Below are 15,451 nucleotides of genomic sequence, written 5' to 3'. Positions count from 1 at the left end.
AGCACGGTCATCGTGCGAGCCGCCGCTCGAGCAGGCCCGCGCCCGGGCCGGGGACCGCACTGCCGCGGTCGAAGGTGACGGCAGGCAGCACCTCCACCAGTCCGTGCCCGTCGCGACGGGGCACCCCGACCTGCTCGAGGACCCGACGCCCGGTGTCGTCGCGGGCGAGGTGGAGCACCACGTCGACGGCGGCGGCGAGCTGGCTGTGGGTCGCCTCGCGACCGAGCCCCGCAGCCAGCGCCAGCGCCTCGACGCGGGCCGGGACGTCCGGCGCGGAGTTGGCGTGGATGGTGCCGCAGCCGCCCTCATGGCCGGTGTTGAGGGCCGCGAGCAGCTCGACCACCTCCCCTCCCCGGACCTCGCCGACGACCAGCCGGTCGGGACGCATCCGCAGCGCCTGCCGCACCAGGTCGCGGACGGTGACCTCGCCGGCCCCCTCGAGGTTGGGCGGCCGCCCCTCGAGCGCGACGACGTGCGGGTGATCGGGCCGCAGCTCCCCGGCGTCCTCGACGAGAACGAGCCGCTCGCGGGCCGGGACGAGTCCCAGCAGCGAGGCGAGCAGCGTCGTCTTGCCGGTGCCGGTGCCGCCGCTGACGAGGAACGCCAGCCGGGCAGCGACGACGGCGTGCAGCAGTCGGGCCGCCTCGCTGGTGACCATCCCGGTCTCCACGAGCTCGGGCACCGTGAAGCCGCGGCTGCGCGGGACCCGCAGCGACAGCGCGGTGCCGCTGCGGGCCACCGGGGCGAGCACGGCGTGGCACCGGGTGCCGTCGCCGAGCCTGACGTCGGCGCACGGCGCGGCGTCGTCGAGCCGCCTGCCGCCGCCGGCCACCAGCCGCTGGGCCAGCCGCCGGACCGCGGCCTCGTCGGGGAACCGCACCCCGGCCGGCTCCAGCCCGGCGCCCCGGTCGAGGTAGACCTCGTCGGGCCCGTTGACCAGGACGTCGGTGACGCCCGGCGTGGCCAGCAGCGGCTCGAGCGGTCCGGCCCCGACCGAGTCGCGCCGCAGGCGTTCGTGGACGGCGAGCACGGTTGCGTCCCCGACGGGACGGCCGCTCGCGCGCAGTGCCTCGGCGACCCGGTGGGGAGTCAGCAGCCCGGGGTCGCGGGCCAGTCGCGACCGGACCTCCTCGAGCGCCGCCTCGGGCAGGTCGTCGTTCATGCCGCCCCGCGGGCGAGCCCGGCGGCTCCGAGCCCGGCGAGGAGTTCTCGGCCGGTGCGGCCGAGAGGCCCGCGCGGCGAGCGCACCGGACCCAGACCGAGGTCGATCGACTCGGCGAGCCCCCGCTGGTCGGCCATCCGACCCAGCACCGGCAGCCCGCAGACCCGCGACAGGGCGCGCTCGTCGACGCCGCCGCCGCCGCGGACCACCAGGCCCCAGCGGCTGCGGTCGGCGCCGCTGCACACCCGGGCGGTCGAGGCGACGCCGACGACGCTCGGCACCGCGACCACGAGCACCCGGTCGCACCGCGCCGCCATCTCCGCCGTCAGCTCGTCGCGGGCGCGGGGCAGGTCGAGGACCACGACGGCGTGGCCGCGCTGCGCGGCGGAGACCGCCTCCCGGGCCGCGAACGCCGGCAGCACGGCGGACCCGCCGCCGCCCCAGGTGAGCACGCCGAGCCGGTCGCGGCGCGGCAGCGACTCGCGCAGCGAGCGCGCGCTGAGCCGTCCGGTCGTCTGGCACAGCTCGCGCCAGCGCACGCCGTCGCGGTCCTCCACCCCGAGCACCCGGTCGAGCCCGGGCCCGCGGGGGTCGAGGTCGACGACCGCCGCGTCGGCGTCGCGTGCCGCCAGCTGCCCGAGCGCGCACGCGAGCGTCGTCGCCCCCGCCCCGCCGGACCCACCGACGACGCCGATGGTGAGCGCCCGAGAGGGCCGGCGGTCGCCGAGGTCAGTGAGCTGCTCGACGAGCCACTCGGCCGAGCCCGGCAGGCCGGAGACGTCCTCGGCGCCGACGGCGACGGCGGTGCGGAAGAGCCGGTCGGGCGCCTCGCCCCACGCGACGACGTGCACGCCGGCGCGCCGGGCCGGCCGGAGCCGGGCGAGGTCCGCGGCCGCGTCGGCGCCCACGACCACCAGCGGCGCCGACGCCCACGCCCCCAGCGCACCGACCGCGTCGCCGGCGACGTCGGGCGTGATGCCGGCGGCGGCGGCCAGCCGGAGCAGCTCGTCGAGGAGCGCCTCGTCGCGGGTCACGAACAGCGGGGCGGACCCCGGTGGCGGCACGACAGCGGGCGAGACCGGGGACGGAAGGGTCGAGGTCATGAGCCGAGCGTCCTCGGCGGGGCGCCCTGCGACACGGGGGCAGAGGTCGGGCTGTGGACGAAGCACCCGCCCAACCAGGCTGTGGACGGCACGTGGCCCGGATCACGCCCCGCGCCGGACCGGTCCGACGGCGGCCCTCCTACGATGGCCGCATGGCGCTACGCCCCACGGCAGCCTTCTTCGACCTCGACAAGACGATCATCGCGAAGTCGAGCACGCTCGCCTTCAGCAAGCCGTTCCAGGCGGGCGGCCTGATCTCGCGTCGCGCCATGCTGCGCTCGGCGTACGCGCAGTTCGTCTACCTCGTCGGCGGCGCCGACCACGACCAGATGGAGAAGATGCGGCAGTTCATGTCGCAGCTGTGCGCGGGCTGGGACGTCGCGACCGTCCGCGAGATCGTGGCCGACACCCTCCACAACGTGGTCGACCCGCTCGTCTACGACGAGGCCGTCAGCCTCATCGAGGAGCACCGGCTGGCCGGCCGCGACATCGTGATCGTCTCCACGTCCGGCACCGAGGTCGTCGGGCCGATCGGCGAGATGCTCGGCGCCGACCGGGTCGTCGCGACCCGGATGGAGATCGAGGACGGCAAGTACACCGGCGGCATCGAGTACTACGCCTACGCCGAGGAGAAGGCGCGCGCCGTGCGCGACCTCGCGCTCGCCGAGGGTTACGACCTCGCCGCCTGCTACGCCTACAGCGACTCGGTCACCGACGTGCCGATGCTGGAGGAGGTCGGTCACCCGCACGCCGTCAACCCCGACCGCGACCTGCGCCGGCTCGCGGCCTCGCGCGGCTGGCCGGTGCTGGTGTTCACCAAGCCGGTGGCGCTGCGCAGCAGGGTCCCGCTGCCGCCCGCCGGGCCGACGCTGGTCGCCCTGGCAGTGGGCGGCGCGGTCGCCGTCGGCTCGCTGCTGTGGTCCTCGGCACGCCGCCGCCGCGGCACCGCGTGACTCCCCGCACAGCACCGGCGTGACCTTTTCGTGCCCCCCGTTCCGGCCGGAAAGTCAAGCCTTGAAGTCGCCCGAGTTGCGGCGTAGAAACGACAGCAACAACTCCAAGGACCCGCACGTGAGCCGGGTACCCACGCGGCGATCTACCCTTCCTACAGGGCGCTGACCCACCGGGACATTCCCGGGGCAGCACACATGATGCACGCCTGGTAGCCAGCGGTCTCACGTGTCAGCGGCGGCATCCGAACCTCACGGATCGGGTGCCGCTCGCATTTTGTCCGGAGAGCCCGGCAAGCCCCGCGTGGCCCGGCAGCCTCAGCCGCGCAGCGGGCTCGCCTCGGCCCCGGCGGCGTACGCCTCGGCGGCGTAGAGCAGCCAGGCGTGGACGCCGGCCCGACCGCCGTCGCGGTAGCCACGCAGGTTCGACTCGTACGCCGCCTGCAGCGCGAGGTGCCCGGCCTCCGGCACGGTCAGCGACTTCTCGTCGACGCCGCGGGAGACGAGCACCAACCGCTCCGCGGCGCGGGCGACCAGCCCGTTGTGCGAGGGGAACGGCGCCGCCGTCGCCAGGTCGGCGTGGACCACCGCGGCGACCACCAGCGCCGGCACCTGCGTCTCCGACAGCAGCAGGCCCGCCAGGCCGCGCAGCCGCCCGGCGGCCTCGGCGTCCCGCGGCCGGCCCAGCCGCTCCTCCTCGAGGTCCTCGACAGCGGCCAGCGCGTGCAGCCGGGCCAGCGCCTGTGCGGGCTGCTGCCGCAGCGCCGGCACCAGGCCGAGCAGCTCGGTGGACACCCGGAGCGCCGCCCGCGCGACGGGGTCACCGCCCGGGCCATCGGGCCGCACGTCCTCGAGGGAGGACGCCGACCCCTCGAGGACCGCGCTTGCGTGCGCCCCGCGCAGCAGCGACTCGGCCGTCGTCCCGGGGGTGGTTCGGCGCAGGCCGCGGTCGCGGAGCAACGCGTCGATGCCGTCGCGGGTCCCGGCGAAGGCGGAGGGGACGCCCTCCAGGCCGACCAGCCAGGCCAGCGGGTCGGCGGGGGCTGCACTGTCGGGGGTGTCGGGGGTGCCGGGAGACATCGTCATCGCCGGTCAGGCTAGTCGAGCGCCGACCGGTAGCCTGCACCCGATGGACGACGACGAGCTCCGGCGCCGGGCGCGCTCCTTCGGACCCGTGGCCGACGCCTACGACCGCGGCCGGCCGGGCTTCCCCGCCGCGGCCGCCGCCTGGCTGGCCGGCACCTCGCCGGTGACGGTCCTCGAGCTCGGTGCCGGCACCGGCAAGCTCACCGAGCAGCTGGTGGCGCTGGGGCACGACGTCCACGCGACCGACCCCGACGGCGACATGCTCGGCGTGCTCGGCCGCAAGCTTCCCGCCGTCCGCACGTCCGTGGCAGGCGCGGAGGAGATCCCGGCCGCGGACCGCTCGGTCGACGTGGTGGTGGCGGCCCAGTCGTTCCACTGGTTCGACCACGAGCGGGCGCTGCCCGAGATCGCCCGGATCCTCAGGCCCGGCGGCCGCGTGGCGCTCACGTGGAACGTCACGGACGAGCGGATCCCGTGGGTGCGGCGACTGGGCCGGATCATCGGCAGCCAGGAACAGGACGTCGAGCGGTCCGCCGAGCCGCTGGTGCTGTCGCCGCTGTTCGGCTTCGTCGACGAGGCGACGTTCCCGTTCTGGCAGACGGTGGACCGCCACTCCATCCAGGACCTGGCGGCCTCCCGGTCCAACATCGCCACGCTCGACGAGGACGCCCGCGCCGACCTGCTGCGTGACGTCCTCGACCTGTACGACGACTACGGCCGCGGCATGGACGGCATGCAGCTGCCCTACAACTGCCGCTGCTACCGCGCCGCGGTCAACGACCGCCGGGAGCCCGCCGGACAGGAGCCCGCGACCGACGGCACCGCCGGGGACCGCGAGCCCGCCGGAGACCGGCCGGACGGGCCGACGCCGCCGCCGAGCGACGGACCGGACACCGACATGCTCCTCATCGACTTCCGGTGACGGCCGGGTGAGCGGTGTGGGGCTGTTCCGGCGCGGCCGCCTCGGCCACCTCGGCTCGGAGTCCGACCGGGCCACGTTCCGCACGCTCCACACCGCCAGCCTCGCCTCGCCCGCGCTGCGCGAGGGGCTCACCTCGACCAGCGCCGAGCGCAGCATCCGGCACCTGCGGGCACTGCTCGGCACCCCGGCGGCCGCCCTCACCGACACCTCGACCCTGCTGGCGTGGGACGGCACCGGCCAGCACCACGCCGACCAGGTCCCGGCGCTCGCCGCCCTCGCGGTCGAGCAGGGCGGCACCCGCGTCGCCGACCGGCGCGACCTTCCGTGCGACCGCCCCGGCTGCCAGGTCCGGTACGCCGTCGCCAGCCCGCTGGTGGTCGAGGAGCGGGTCGTGGGGACGCTGCAGCTGTTCACCCCCTCCCCCACGGCCGGGCTGGTCCGGGCCGCCGACGAGGTGGCGCAGTGGGTGTCGGGCCAGCTCGAGCTCGCCGAGCTCGACGCGTCCCGGACCCGGCTGATGGAGGCCGAGGTGCGGGCACTGCGCGCGCAGATCAGCCCCCACTTCATCTACAACTCGCTGGGCGCCATCGCGTCGTTCGTCCGGACGGACCCCGACCGGGCCCGCGAGCTGCTGCTGGAGTTCGCCGACTTCACCCGCTACTCCTTCCGGCGGCACGGCGAGTTCACCACCCTCGCCGACGAGCTGCGCTCGGTCGAGCGCTACCTGCTGCTCGAGCAGGCGAGGTTCGGCGACCGGCTCCGGGTGACGCTGCGGATCGCGCCGGAGGTACTGCCGGTGGCGGTGCCGTTCCTGTGCATCCAGCCGCTCGTCGAGAACGCCGTCCGCCACGGCATCGAGGGCGCCGCCGCGAAGCAGAGCGGTGCCGGCCACATCACCATCGTCGCCCGCGACCTCGACCAGGAGTGCGTCATCGAGGTCGAGGACGACGGCGTCGGCGAGGACCCCGAGCGGGTGCGTCGGGCGCTGGCCGGCGACACCGGGCTGGACTCCGTCGGGCTCGGCAACGTCGACGGCCGGCTGCGGGCGACGTACGGCGACGACTACGGCCTCGTCGTCGAGACCGCGCCCGGCGCCGGCACCCGGGTCGTGGTGCGGGTGCCCAAGTTCGCGGCGGGGGTGCACGCCCGGTGAACGCGCGGGCGGGCGGGCAGGGGCTCCGGGTGCTCGTGATCGACGACGAGCGGCCCGCGCTCGACGAGCTCGCGTGGCTGCTCGAGCGCGACGACCGGGTCGCCGGCGTCCTCACCTGCGACTCGGCGACCGACGCGCTGCGGGTGCTGCAGGACCTCGAGGTCGACGCGGTCTTCCTCGACATCCAGATGCCGGGACTGACCGGCCTCGACCTGGCCCAGGTGCTGGCGCGGTTCCGCACGCCACCCCCGGTGGTGTTCGTGACCGCCCACGAGGAGCACGCCGTCGACGCGTTCGAGCTCGACGCCGTCGACTACGTGCTGAAGCCGGTGCGCGAGGAGCGCCTCGCCGAGGCGGTGCGCCGGCTGGTCGAGGGTGGCGGCCGCGCGCCGGCCACCAGCGGCGACGAGCAGATCCCGGTGGAGCGCGGCGGCGTCACCCGCTTCGTCAACCGCTCCGACATCACCCACGTCGAGGCGCAGGGTGACTACGCCCGGCTCCACGTCGCCGGCGACTCCTACCTCGTGCGGTCGCCCCTGTCGGCGCTGGAGGAGCAGTGGCGGCCCGCCGGGTTCGTACGGATCCACCGCTCGCTGCTGGTGTCCCTCGCCCACGTCGAGGAGGTCCGCACCGACGGCGGGCGCTGCTCCGTCGTCGTGGCCGGCCACGAGCTGGGCGTGAGCCGACGCCACACCCGCGAGCTGCGCGAGCTGCTCACCCATCCGTCCGGCCGTCCCGGCCGTGCCGGCCGCCGGGCCCCGGGGCCGTGACCGGGCAGCCACCCGAGCGGGTGCGGGTCACCGGCCCGCCGCGCCGGCGTACGTCGCGGCCGCGGGCACGCGAGATCGACGCCGGAACCAGCCTGGGTGCGGTCTACATGCGCTCGCTGCTGCGCGAGCAGCTGGGGCTCGCGCTGCGGGTGCTCGGGCTGCTGGCCGTCACGGTGGGGGCGCTGCCACTGCTGTTCCACCTCGTGCCGTCGCTGGGCGCCGTGCGACTGCTCGGCGTCACCCTTCCGTGGCTGCTGCTCGGCGCCCTCGTCTACCCCTATCTGCTGCTGCTCGGGTGGGCGTTCGTCCGGCGGGCCGAGGCCAACGAGCGGGCGTTCGCCGAGCTGGTCGGTGCCCGCGTCGAGCCCGAGCCGCCCGGGCCGCCCGACGAGGGGCCGACCCGGTGACCCTCGAGACCGCGCCGGGCGTCGTCGCCATCACCCTCGTCACCCTGGCGACGCTGGTCATCGGCACGTGGGGCCTGCGGTTCTCCCGGACGACCAGCGACTTCTTCGTCGCCTCACGCACGGTGCGACCGGGGCTCAACGCGAGCGCGATCGGCGGCGAGTACCTCTCCGCCGCGTCGTTCCTCGGCGTCGCGGGGCTGCTGCTGGTCTTCGGGGCCGACATGCTCTGGTACCCCGTCGGCTGGACCGCGGGCTACCTCGTGCTGCTGGTGCTGGTCGCCGCGCCGCTGCGTCGGTCGGGGGCGTACACGCTGCCCGACTTCGCCGAGGCCCGCCTCGGCTCCAGCCGCGCCCGCGCCGTCTGCTCGGCGCTGGTCGTCGGGATCGGCTGGCTCTACCTGCTGCCGCAGTTCCAGGGCGCGAGCGTGACGCTGACCGCCACCGTCGGCGCGCCACCGTGGCTGGGCGGGGTGGTGGTCGCCGCCGTGGTGCTGGTCAACGTCTCGTCGGGCGGCATGCGCAGCATCACGTTCGTCCAGGCGTTCCAGTACTGGCTGAAGCTCACCGCGCTGCTCGTCCCGGCGGCGGTACTGCTCGTCGTCTGGGCCGGTGACGGCGCGTCCCAGGCGGCGGCCGCCTCGGGAGCCTGGTCGCTGCCGGTCGGTGACGACGGGGCCCGCGGCCTCTACCTCACCTACTCGCTGATCCTGGCGACGTTCCTCGGCACCATGGGGCTGCCGCACGTGGTGGTCCGCTTCTACACCAACCCCGACGGCAGCGCCGCCCGCCGCACCACCCTCGTCGTGCTGGGCCTGCTGGGGCTCTTCTACCTGCTGCCGCCGATCTACGGCGCCCTCGGCCGGCTGTACGCCGCCGAGCTCGCGGAGAGCGGGCGCGGCGACGCGCTGGTGCTGGAGCTGCCGCGGCTGATGCTGCCCGGGGCGGGCGGCGAGCTCCTGACCGGGCTGGTGACGGCCGGGGCGTTCGCGGCCTTCCTGTCGACGTCCTCCGGCCTGGCGATCGCGGTGGCCGGGGTGCTGAGCCAGGACGTCACCGGACGCCGTTGGGGGGGAGCCCGGCTGCGCGGGGTCACGGCCTTCCGGCTCGGCGCGGTGCTGGCCGTGGTGGTCCCCTGCGGGGGCGCCCTGCTCACCCCCGACGTGAGCGTGGCCCGCACCGTCGGTCTCGCGTTCGCGGTGGCCGCGTCGACGTTCTGCCCGCTGCTGCTGCTCGGCATCTGGTGGCGGGGGCTGACCGCCCCCGGGGCGGTGGCCGGGATGGTGGTCGGCGGTCTCGGCGCCGGGATCGCCGTCGGCTACACGTTCCTGCCGCAGGCGGAGCACCCGTGGGTCGACGCGGCGCTGACGCAGCCCGCGGCGTGGAGCGTCACGCTGGCGCTGGCCACGATGGTGGCGGTGAGCCGGCTGACAGCTGACCGCGTGCCGGCCCACACGGACCGGTTCATGGTCCGGCTCCACGCCCCCGAGTCAGTGACGCTCGACCGCGGCTGACGCCGAGCCACAGCCCCGCCGCCGACCGTTCGTCGCGTCCCACCGACCGCTGGGCGACGCAGCACCTCCGCTGGGCGACCGCGGGTCCTGCACCCCTGCCGCCGGGGACCGCGGCGCTCCTACGGTGACGCCGGTCACAACGAGCAGTCGGGGTCCGCCCGGCGGTCCGGCGAGAGGAGTCCCCCGTGCCAGAGACGACACAGGCACACCGGCACGATCCGGTGTACGACGAGCTGCACGCGTCCGAGGAGTTCGCCGAGCTCCGCCGGCGGTACCGGGGCTTCGTGTTCCCCGCGACCATCGCCTTCCTGGCCTGGTACCTGCTGTACGTCGTGATGTCGAACTGGGCGTCGGACCTCATGGACGTCCGGCTGTTCGGCAACATCAACGTCGCACTCGTCCTCGGGCTGCTGCAGTTCGTGACGACGTTCCTCATCGCGTGGCTCTACAGCCGCTACTCGACCTCGCGGCTCGACCCGTTGGCCCGGACCCTCGACGACCGGTTCCGCGAGAGTGACGCCGGCCGGCGCCACCACGGCCTCGCCCTGGACGGACCGTCGGTCACCGGCCCCTCGACGGACGGGGAGGAGCGCTGACATGGGAACCCAGGCACTCACCACCCTCCTCTTCCTCTCCGTCGTCGCCCTCACCGTCGGCATCACCTTCTGGGCGAGCCGGCAGACGTCCGGCACCAACGACTTCTACGCCGGCGGCCGCTCCTTCTCCGGCGTGCAGAACGGCCTCGCCATCGGCGGCGACTACATGTCGGCCGCGTCGTTCCTCGGCATCTCGGGAGCGATCGCGCTCAGCGGCTACGACGGCTTCCTCTACTCGATCGGCTTCCTGGTCGCCTGGCTCGTCGCGCTGCTGCTCGTGGCGGAGATGCTGCGCAACTCCGGCCGCTACACGATGGCCGACCAGCTGGCGTACCGGATGAAGCAGCGGCCGGTGCGGATGGCCGCGGCGACCTCGACGGTCGCGGTGTCGATCTTCTACCTGCTGGCACAGATGGTGGGCGCGGGCGCGCTCGTCGCGCTGCTGCTCGGCGTCGACAGCCAGGCGATCAAGAACATCGTCATCGTCTGCGTCGGCGCGCTGATGATCTTCTACGTCACCGTCGGTGGCATGAAGGGCACCACCTGGGTGCAGATCGTGAAGGCCGTCCTGCTGATGGCCGGGTCGGCGCTGATCGTGGTGCTGGTGCTGGCGAAGTTCGACTTCAACATCTCCGACCTGCTCGGCACCGCCGCCGCCAACTCCGGCCAGGGCCAGGCGTTCCTCGAGCCGGGCCTGAAGTACGGCGGCAGCCTGACCAGCAAGCTCGACTTCGTGAGCCTCGCGGTCGCGCTGGTGCTCGGCACCGCGGGACTGCCGCACATCCTGATCCGCTTCTACACGGTCCCCACCTCGCGGGACGCCCGGAAGTCGGTGCTCTGGGCCATCGGCCTCATCGGCACCTTCTACCTGTTCACGCTGGTCCTCGGCTTCGGTGCCGCCGCGCTGCTCGACACCAGCACGCTCGACAAGTCCGGCAACCTGGCCTCGCCGAAGCTGGCCGAGGCGATCGGCGGCGGCGCCGGCTCCACCGGGGGCGCGATCCTGCTCGCCCTGATCGCGGCGGTCGCCTTCGCGACGATCCTCGCGGTGGTCGCGGGACTGACGCTCACGTCGTCCGCCTCGGTGGCGCACGACATCTACAACAGCGTCATCAAGAAGGGCCAGGCCACCGAGCAGCAGGAGATCCGGATGACCCGGATCGCGGCCGGCGTCATCGGCGGCATCTCGATCCTGCTCGCCATCCCCGCCCAGTCGCTCAACATCGCCTTCCTGGTGGCGCTGGCGTTCGCGGTGGCGGCCTCCGCCAACCTGCCGGCGATCGTCTACAACATGTTCTGGCGGCGCTTCAACACCCGCGGTGCGGTGTGGAGCATCTACGGCGGCCTCGGCTCGGCGCTGCTGCTGGTGGTCTTCTCGCCGGTGATGTCCGGCAAGGGCGTCGACCCGGTCACCGGGCAGAGCCTGTCGCTGCTGCCGGCCGGCATCGACATCGCGTGGTTCCCTCTGGAGAACCCGGGCATCGTGTCGATCCCGCTCGGCTTCCTCTTCGGCTGGCTCGGCACCGTCACCTCGCGTGAGCCGGCCGCCGAGGACCGCTACACCGAGCTCGAGGTCCGGGCACTCACCGGCGCCGGCGCCGAGGGCGCGGTCCAGCACTGAGCCGCCAGCAGGGCATCGGGGGACGCCCTGCTGGCCCCCGGGCGGCCCTCCTCGCGAGGGTCGTCCGGGCCCCGTCCCTGGCGGTAGGTTCGACGCCGAGGACGGCCCGACGACGTACCCGTACCGAGGAGAGCGAGCGATGACCGACGAGACCCTGTCCAACCTGCTCCACGAGAACCGCCGGTTCGAGCCGCCCGCCGGGCTCGCCGCCGAGGCCAACGTCAAGGAGGAGGCCTACGACCGGGCCGCGGCCGACCGCGAGGCCTTCTGGGCCGAGCAGGCCGAGCGGCTCGACTGGGGCAAGAAGTGGGACCGGGTCCTCGACTGGGACAACCCGCCCTTCGCCAAGTGGTTCAGCGGCGGCACCCTCAACGCGGCGTACAACTGCGTCGACCGGCACGTCGAGGCCGGCCGCGGCGACAAGGTGGCGATCCACTGGGTCGGCGAGCCCGTGGCAGAAGACGGCACAGCTGACACTCGAGACATCTCGTACGGCGACCTCCAGGCCGAGGTGTGCCGGGCCGCCAACGCGCTCACCGAGCTCGGCGTGGCCAAGGGCGACCGGGTCGCGATCTACATGCCGATGATCCCCGAGACCGTGGTCGCAATGCTCGCGTGCGCCCGGCTCGGCGCCCCCCACACCGTGGTCTTCGGCGGCTTCTCCGCGGACGCCCTCGCCAGCCGGATCGCCGACTGCGGCGCCAAGGTCGTCATCACCGCCGACGGCGGCTACCGGCGCGGCGCCCCGTCCGCGCTCAAGCCGGCCGTCGACGAGGCCGTCGACAAGGCCGCCGACCAGGGCCAGCAGGTCGACACGGTCCTGGTGGTGCGGCGCACCGGCCAGGACGTCCACTGGAACGGCAAGGACGCCGGCGGCCCCGACGTGTGGTGGCACGAGACCGTCGAGCAGGCCTCCACCGACCACGAGCCCGAGATGCACGACGCCGAGCACCCGCTCTACGTCATGTACACCTCCGGCACGACCGGCAAGCCCAAGGGCATCCTGCACACGACCGGCGGCTACCTCGTCGGCACGTCGTACACCCACTGGTCGGTCTTCGACCTCAAGCCCGAGACCGACGTCTACTGGTGCACCGCCGACGTCGGCTGGGTGACCGGCCACTCCTACATGGTCTACGGGCCGCTCGCGAACGGCGCGACGCAGGTCGTCTACGAGGGCACGCCCGACAGCCCCCACAAGGGCCGCTGGTGGGAGATCGTCGAGCAGTACGGCGTGACGATCTTCTACACCGCCCCCACCGCGATCCGGACCTTCATGAAGTGGGGCGCCGAGATCCCGGCGAAGTTCGACCTGTCCTCGATCCGGATCCTCGGCTCGGTGGGCGAGCCGATCAACCCCGAGGCGTACATCTGGTACCGCGAGACGATCGGCGGCGGCACCGTCCCCGTCGTCGACACCTGGTGGCAGACCGAGACCGGGCAGATCATGATCAGCCCGCTGCCGGGCGTCACGCACGGCAAGCCCGGCTCGGCGATGAAGGCGCTGCCCGGCGTCGGCGCCGACGTGGTGAACGACGACGGCGACACCGTCCCCCACGGCCACGGCGGCTACCTCGTGCTCACCGAGCCGTGGCCGGCGATGCTCCGCACGCTGTGGGGCGACGACGAGCGCTTCAAGGAGACCTACTGGAAGCGCTTCGCCAAGCAGGGCTACTACTTCGCGGGCGACGGCGCGAAGAAGGACGAGGACGGCGACCTGTGGATGCTCGGCCGCGTCGACGACGTCATGAACGTCTCGGGCCACCGGCTCTCCACGACCGAGATCGAGTCGGCGCTGGTCTCGCACCCGCGTGTCGCCGAGGCGGCCGTGGTGGGCGCCTCCGACGAGACCACCGGCCAGGCGGTGTGCGCGTTCGTCATCCTGCGTGAGTCCGCCACCGACGACAGCGGCGGCGCGTCCGACGAGCTCATCGAGGAGCTGCGCAAGCACGTCGCCAAGGAGATCGGCGCCATCGCGAAGCCGCGCCAGGTGATGATCGTCCCCGAGCTGCCCAAGACCCGCTCCGGCAAGATCATGCGGCGCCTGCTCAAGGACGTCGCCGAGCACCGCGACGTCGGCGACGTCACCACCCTCGCCGACTCGACGGTGATGGACCTGATCTCGACGAAGCTCTCGTCGGGCCGGTCCTCCTCCGACGACGACTGAGGTCTCCCGGGACCCAGCGCGACCTGCCACCAGTTGCCCCGGCAGACCCCGCGAGCTGCCACCAGTTGCCGCGTCAGGCGGCAACTGGTGGCAGTTCGTGCATCAGGGGGTGGCGTGGAACCGGTCGCGGTGGCCCAGGAACAGGGCGCCGACGACCGCGGCGAGCAGCGAGCCACCCAGGACGGCGGCCTTGGCGGCGTCGTTCTGGTCGCCGGTGAACGACAGCTCGGAGACGAGCAGCGAGACCGTGAAGCCGATGCCGGCGAGCACGGCGACGCCGGCGAGGTCACGCCACGACAGGTCGCTCGACAGCTCGGCCCGGGTGAACCGGGTGGTGATCCACGCGCCGCCCAGGACGCCCAGCGGCTTGCCGATCACCAGGCCGGCCACCACGCCGATCACGATCGGGTTGGTCAGCAGGTCGCCGCCACCCTCGAGCACCACGCCGGCCGACATGAGCGCGAAGAACGGCACCGCGACGCCCGCCGACAGCGGGGTCAGCAGGTGCTCGAGGTGCTCGGCCGGGCTGGCCTTCTCGTCCTCGTCGCGGCGGACGCGGGTCAGCAGGCCGAAGGCGACACCGGCGATGGTGGCGTGGATGCCGCTCTCGTGGAGGTACCACCAGCCGACGAGGGCGAGGGGCACGTACAGCAACGGCGTGCTGAACCGGAACTTCTGAAGCAGCGCCCACACGGCGAAGGTGACGAGGGCGATCAGCAGCGGCAGCAGGTGGAGCGAGGTCGTGTAGAAGACCGCGATGATGACGATGACGATGAGGTCGTCGACCACCGCGAGCGTCAGCAGGAAGGCCCGCAGCGAGGTCGGCAGGTTCGACCCCACCACCGCGAGCACGGCGAGCGCGAACGCGATGTCCGTGGCCGCCGGGATCGCCCAGCCCTTGGCGGCACCGCCGGCCATCGAGGTGTTGATGACCAGGTAGATCGCCGCCGGGACGGCCACGCCGCAGACCGCCGCGATGACTGGTACGGCGGCGTCGGCCGGGCGCCGGAGCGACCCGACCACGAACTCGCGCTTGAGCTCGAGCCCGGCGACGAAGAAGAAGAGGGCGAGCGCCCCGTCGGCGGCCCAGTGCTGGACGTCGAGGGGCCCGATCTTGAACGCGCGCAGGTCCTCGTAGAGCCCGCCCAGCGGGGTGTTGATCCAGATGACCGCGATGGCGGCCGCGAGCAGGGCGACGGACCCGCCGACGGTCTCCTTGCGGAGGACGGTGCCGACGAAGGTGTCCTCGTCCCGGGACAGCGGTGGGAAGAGGATCGGACGGCGGCTGACCTTGGTCACGGTGGCGGGCTCCGGGGGGTCGACGACAGGCGTCCGCCGGGCTGAGAGGCCGCGACGGGCCGACCAGACTTCCCGGCTCACCTGAGGGCGATGTTATCAACCGGTGACCCGGCAGGGCTCTTGTAGGGTCACCACCAGAGTCCCCGTGGAGCCGTCTCCGCGACGCCGCCGGGGCCACCGACATGCCCGACCAGCAGAGGACGACACCGCATGGCCACGAACTCCGCCCAGGCCGGACCTCCGCAGGAGGACGAGCCGACGATCGGCCGGCTCGTCAGCGATGCGAGCCGCGACATCTCGACGCTGATCTCCAAGGAGATCGAGCTCGCGAAGACCGAGCTCAAGATCAGCATCAAGGCCGGCGGGATCGGTGCCGGCCTGTTCGCGGCGGCCGGCTTCGTGGCGGTGCTGGCGATCATCCTGCTGTCGGTGGCGATCGCCTACCTCATCCACTGGAACGGCTCCGGCCTCGACCTGCACTGGGCGTTCCTGATCGTGACCGGCTTCTACCTGCTGGTCGCGGGCGTCCTCGTGATGGTCGGCATCCGCAAGGTCAAGCAGGTCCGGCCGCCGGAGAAGGCGATCGAGCAGGGCCGGGAGATCCCGAAGGCTCTGAAGGGAAAGGCCTGACCGGAGCGAACGGCCGCGTTCGTCTCACCGGATTTCGACGCGCGGCTGCGACCTCGTCCCTCGGTCGCACGCTT

14 protein-coding genes are annotated in these 15,451 nt (G+C 73.6%); 10 read left to right on the top strand and 4 right to left on the bottom strand.

Going from position 1 to position 15,451, the window contains the following annotated elements; translation table 11 throughout:
- Positions 1-7 precede the first annotated feature (7 nt).
- Together ACFP2E_RS09950 and ssd are read right to left on the bottom strand one after the other, a co-directional pair.
- Complete coding sequence (locus ACFP2E_RS09950) at positions 8-1,162, bottom strand: TadA family conjugal transfer-associated ATPase (protein ID WP_378522446.1); 1,155 nt, start codon at positions 1,160-1,162, stop codon at positions 8-10.
- Positions 1,159-2,265 (bottom strand): septum site-determining protein Ssd, encoded by a 1,107-nt coding sequence (gene ssd, locus ACFP2E_RS09945; protein WP_378522445.1) that lies wholly within the window; start codon positions 2,263-2,265, stop codon positions 1,159-1,161. Before ssd ends, ACFP2E_RS09950 begins: the two co-directional genes overlap by 4 nt.
- A gap of 152 nt (positions 2,266-2,417) precedes the next feature.
- Here ssd and ACFP2E_RS09940 point away from each other — a divergent pair, with 152 nt between their 5' ends.
- Positions 2,418-3,218 (top strand): HAD family hydrolase, encoded by an 801-nt coding sequence (locus tag ACFP2E_RS09940; RefSeq protein ID WP_378522444.1) that lies wholly within the window; start codon positions 2,418-2,420, stop codon positions 3,216-3,218.
- 315 nt (positions 3,219-3,533) lie between these two features.
- Here ACFP2E_RS09940 and ACFP2E_RS09935 read toward each other — a convergent pair whose 3' ends face one another.
- On the bottom strand, positions 3,534-4,301 hold the full coding sequence (locus tag ACFP2E_RS09935) for an oxidoreductase (protein ID WP_378522443.1): 768 nt from the start codon (positions 4,299-4,301) through the stop codon (positions 3,534-3,536).
- Positions 4,302-4,344: 43 nt separating this feature from the next.
- Here ACFP2E_RS09935 and ACFP2E_RS09930 point away from each other — a divergent pair, with 43 nt between their 5' ends.
- The 8 genes from ACFP2E_RS09930 (at position 4,345) to acs (ending at position 13,448) form a co-directional block, all read left to right on the top strand.
- Positions 4,345-5,223, top strand: coding sequence for a class I SAM-dependent methyltransferase (locus ACFP2E_RS09930; protein WP_378522442.1), 879 nt, complete (start codon positions 4,345-4,347; stop codon positions 5,221-5,223).
- A 7-nt stretch (positions 5,224-5,230) separates the two neighbouring features.
- A complete protein-coding gene (locus ACFP2E_RS09925) occupies positions 5,231-6,376 on the top strand; it encodes a sensor histidine kinase (protein ID WP_378522441.1) in 1,146 nt (381 codons plus the stop codon).
- Positions 6,373-7,146, top strand: a complete 774-nt coding sequence (locus tag ACFP2E_RS09920) for a LytR/AlgR family response regulator transcription factor (RefSeq protein WP_378522440.1) — start codon at positions 6,373-6,375, stop codon at positions 7,144-7,146. Before ACFP2E_RS09925 ends, ACFP2E_RS09920 begins: the two co-directional genes overlap by 4 nt.
- On the top strand, positions 7,143-7,553 hold the full coding sequence (locus ACFP2E_RS09915) for a hypothetical protein (RefSeq protein ID WP_378522439.1): 411 nt from the start codon (positions 7,143-7,145) through the stop codon (positions 7,551-7,553). Before ACFP2E_RS09920 ends, ACFP2E_RS09915 begins: the two co-directional genes overlap by 4 nt.
- A complete protein-coding gene (locus ACFP2E_RS09910; RefSeq protein WP_378522438.1) occupies positions 7,550-9,064 on the top strand; it encodes a cation acetate symporter in 1,515 nt (504 codons plus the stop codon). Before ACFP2E_RS09915 ends, ACFP2E_RS09910 begins: the two co-directional genes overlap by 4 nt.
- A gap of 185 nt (positions 9,065-9,249) precedes the next feature.
- Positions 9,250-9,660: a DUF485 domain-containing protein gene (locus ACFP2E_RS09905; RefSeq protein ID WP_378522437.1), complete on the top strand. Its 411-nt coding sequence runs from the start codon at positions 9,250-9,252 to the stop codon at positions 9,658-9,660.
- 1 nt (position 9,661) lies between these two features.
- Positions 9,662-11,281: a cation acetate symporter gene (locus ACFP2E_RS09900; RefSeq protein WP_378522436.1), complete on the top strand. Its 1,620-nt coding sequence runs from the start codon at positions 9,662-9,664 to the stop codon at positions 11,279-11,281.
- 139 nt (positions 11,282-11,420) lie between these two features.
- A complete protein-coding gene (gene acs, locus ACFP2E_RS09895) occupies positions 11,421-13,448 on the top strand; it encodes an acetate--CoA ligase (RefSeq protein WP_378522435.1) in 2,028 nt (675 codons plus the stop codon).
- 102 nt (positions 13,449-13,550) lie between these two features.
- On the opposite strand, the gene nhaA is transcribed toward acs, so the two are convergent.
- The gene (gene nhaA / locus ACFP2E_RS09890; RefSeq protein WP_378522434.1) at positions 13,551-14,747 is read right to left on the bottom strand and encodes a Na+/H+ antiporter NhaA; all 1,197 of its coding nucleotides are present in this window, start codon (positions 14,745-14,747) and stop codon (positions 13,551-13,553) included.
- A gap of 210 nt (positions 14,748-14,957) precedes the next feature.
- On the opposite strand from nhaA, the gene ACFP2E_RS09885 reads away from it, so the two are divergent.
- Positions 14,958-15,377 carry a phage holin family protein gene (locus ACFP2E_RS09885; RefSeq protein ID WP_378522433.1) on the top strand — a complete coding sequence of 140 codons (420 nt, stop codon included), beginning with the start codon at positions 14,958-14,960 and terminating at the stop codon, positions 15,375-15,377.
- The last annotated feature ends 74 nt before the right edge of the window (positions 15,378-15,451 follow it).

The organism is Nocardioides sp. GCM10027114, from assembly GCF_042659625.1.
Lineage (GTDB): Bacteria > Actinomycetota > Actinomycetes > Propionibacteriales > Nocardioidaceae > Nocardioides.
The sequence above is the reverse complement of the archived record's forward strand: the minus strand, read 5'-3'. Positions and strand labels throughout refer to the sequence as shown.

Coding starts and splice junctions, on each gene's coding strand:
- ACFP2E_RS09950 (WP_378522446.1), bottom strand. CDS start 1,162: ATGAACGACGACCTGCCCGAGGCGGCGCTCGAGGAGGTCCGGTCGCGA.
- ssd (WP_378522445.1), bottom strand. CDS start 2,265: ATGACCTCGACCCTTCCGTCCCCGGTCTCGCCCGCTGTCGTGCCGCCA.
- ACFP2E_RS09940 (WP_378522444.1), top strand. CDS start 2,418: ATGGCGCTACGCCCCACGGCAGCCTTCTTCGACCTCGACAAGACGATC.
- ACFP2E_RS09935 (WP_378522443.1), bottom strand. CDS start 4,301: ATGACGATGTCTCCCGGCACCCCCGACACCCCCGACAGTGCAGCCCCC.
- ACFP2E_RS09930 (WP_378522442.1), top strand. CDS start 4,345: ATGGACGACGACGAGCTCCGGCGCCGGGCGCGCTCCTTCGGACCCGTG.
- ACFP2E_RS09900 (WP_378522436.1), top strand. CDS start 9,662: ATGGGAACCCAGGCACTCACCACCCTCCTCTTCCTCTCCGTCGTCGCC.
- acs (WP_378522435.1), top strand. CDS start 11,421: ATGACCGACGAGACCCTGTCCAACCTGCTCCACGAGAACCGCCGGTTC.
- ACFP2E_RS09885 (WP_378522433.1), top strand. CDS start 14,958: ATGGCCACGAACTCCGCCCAGGCCGGACCTCCGCAGGAGGACGAGCCG.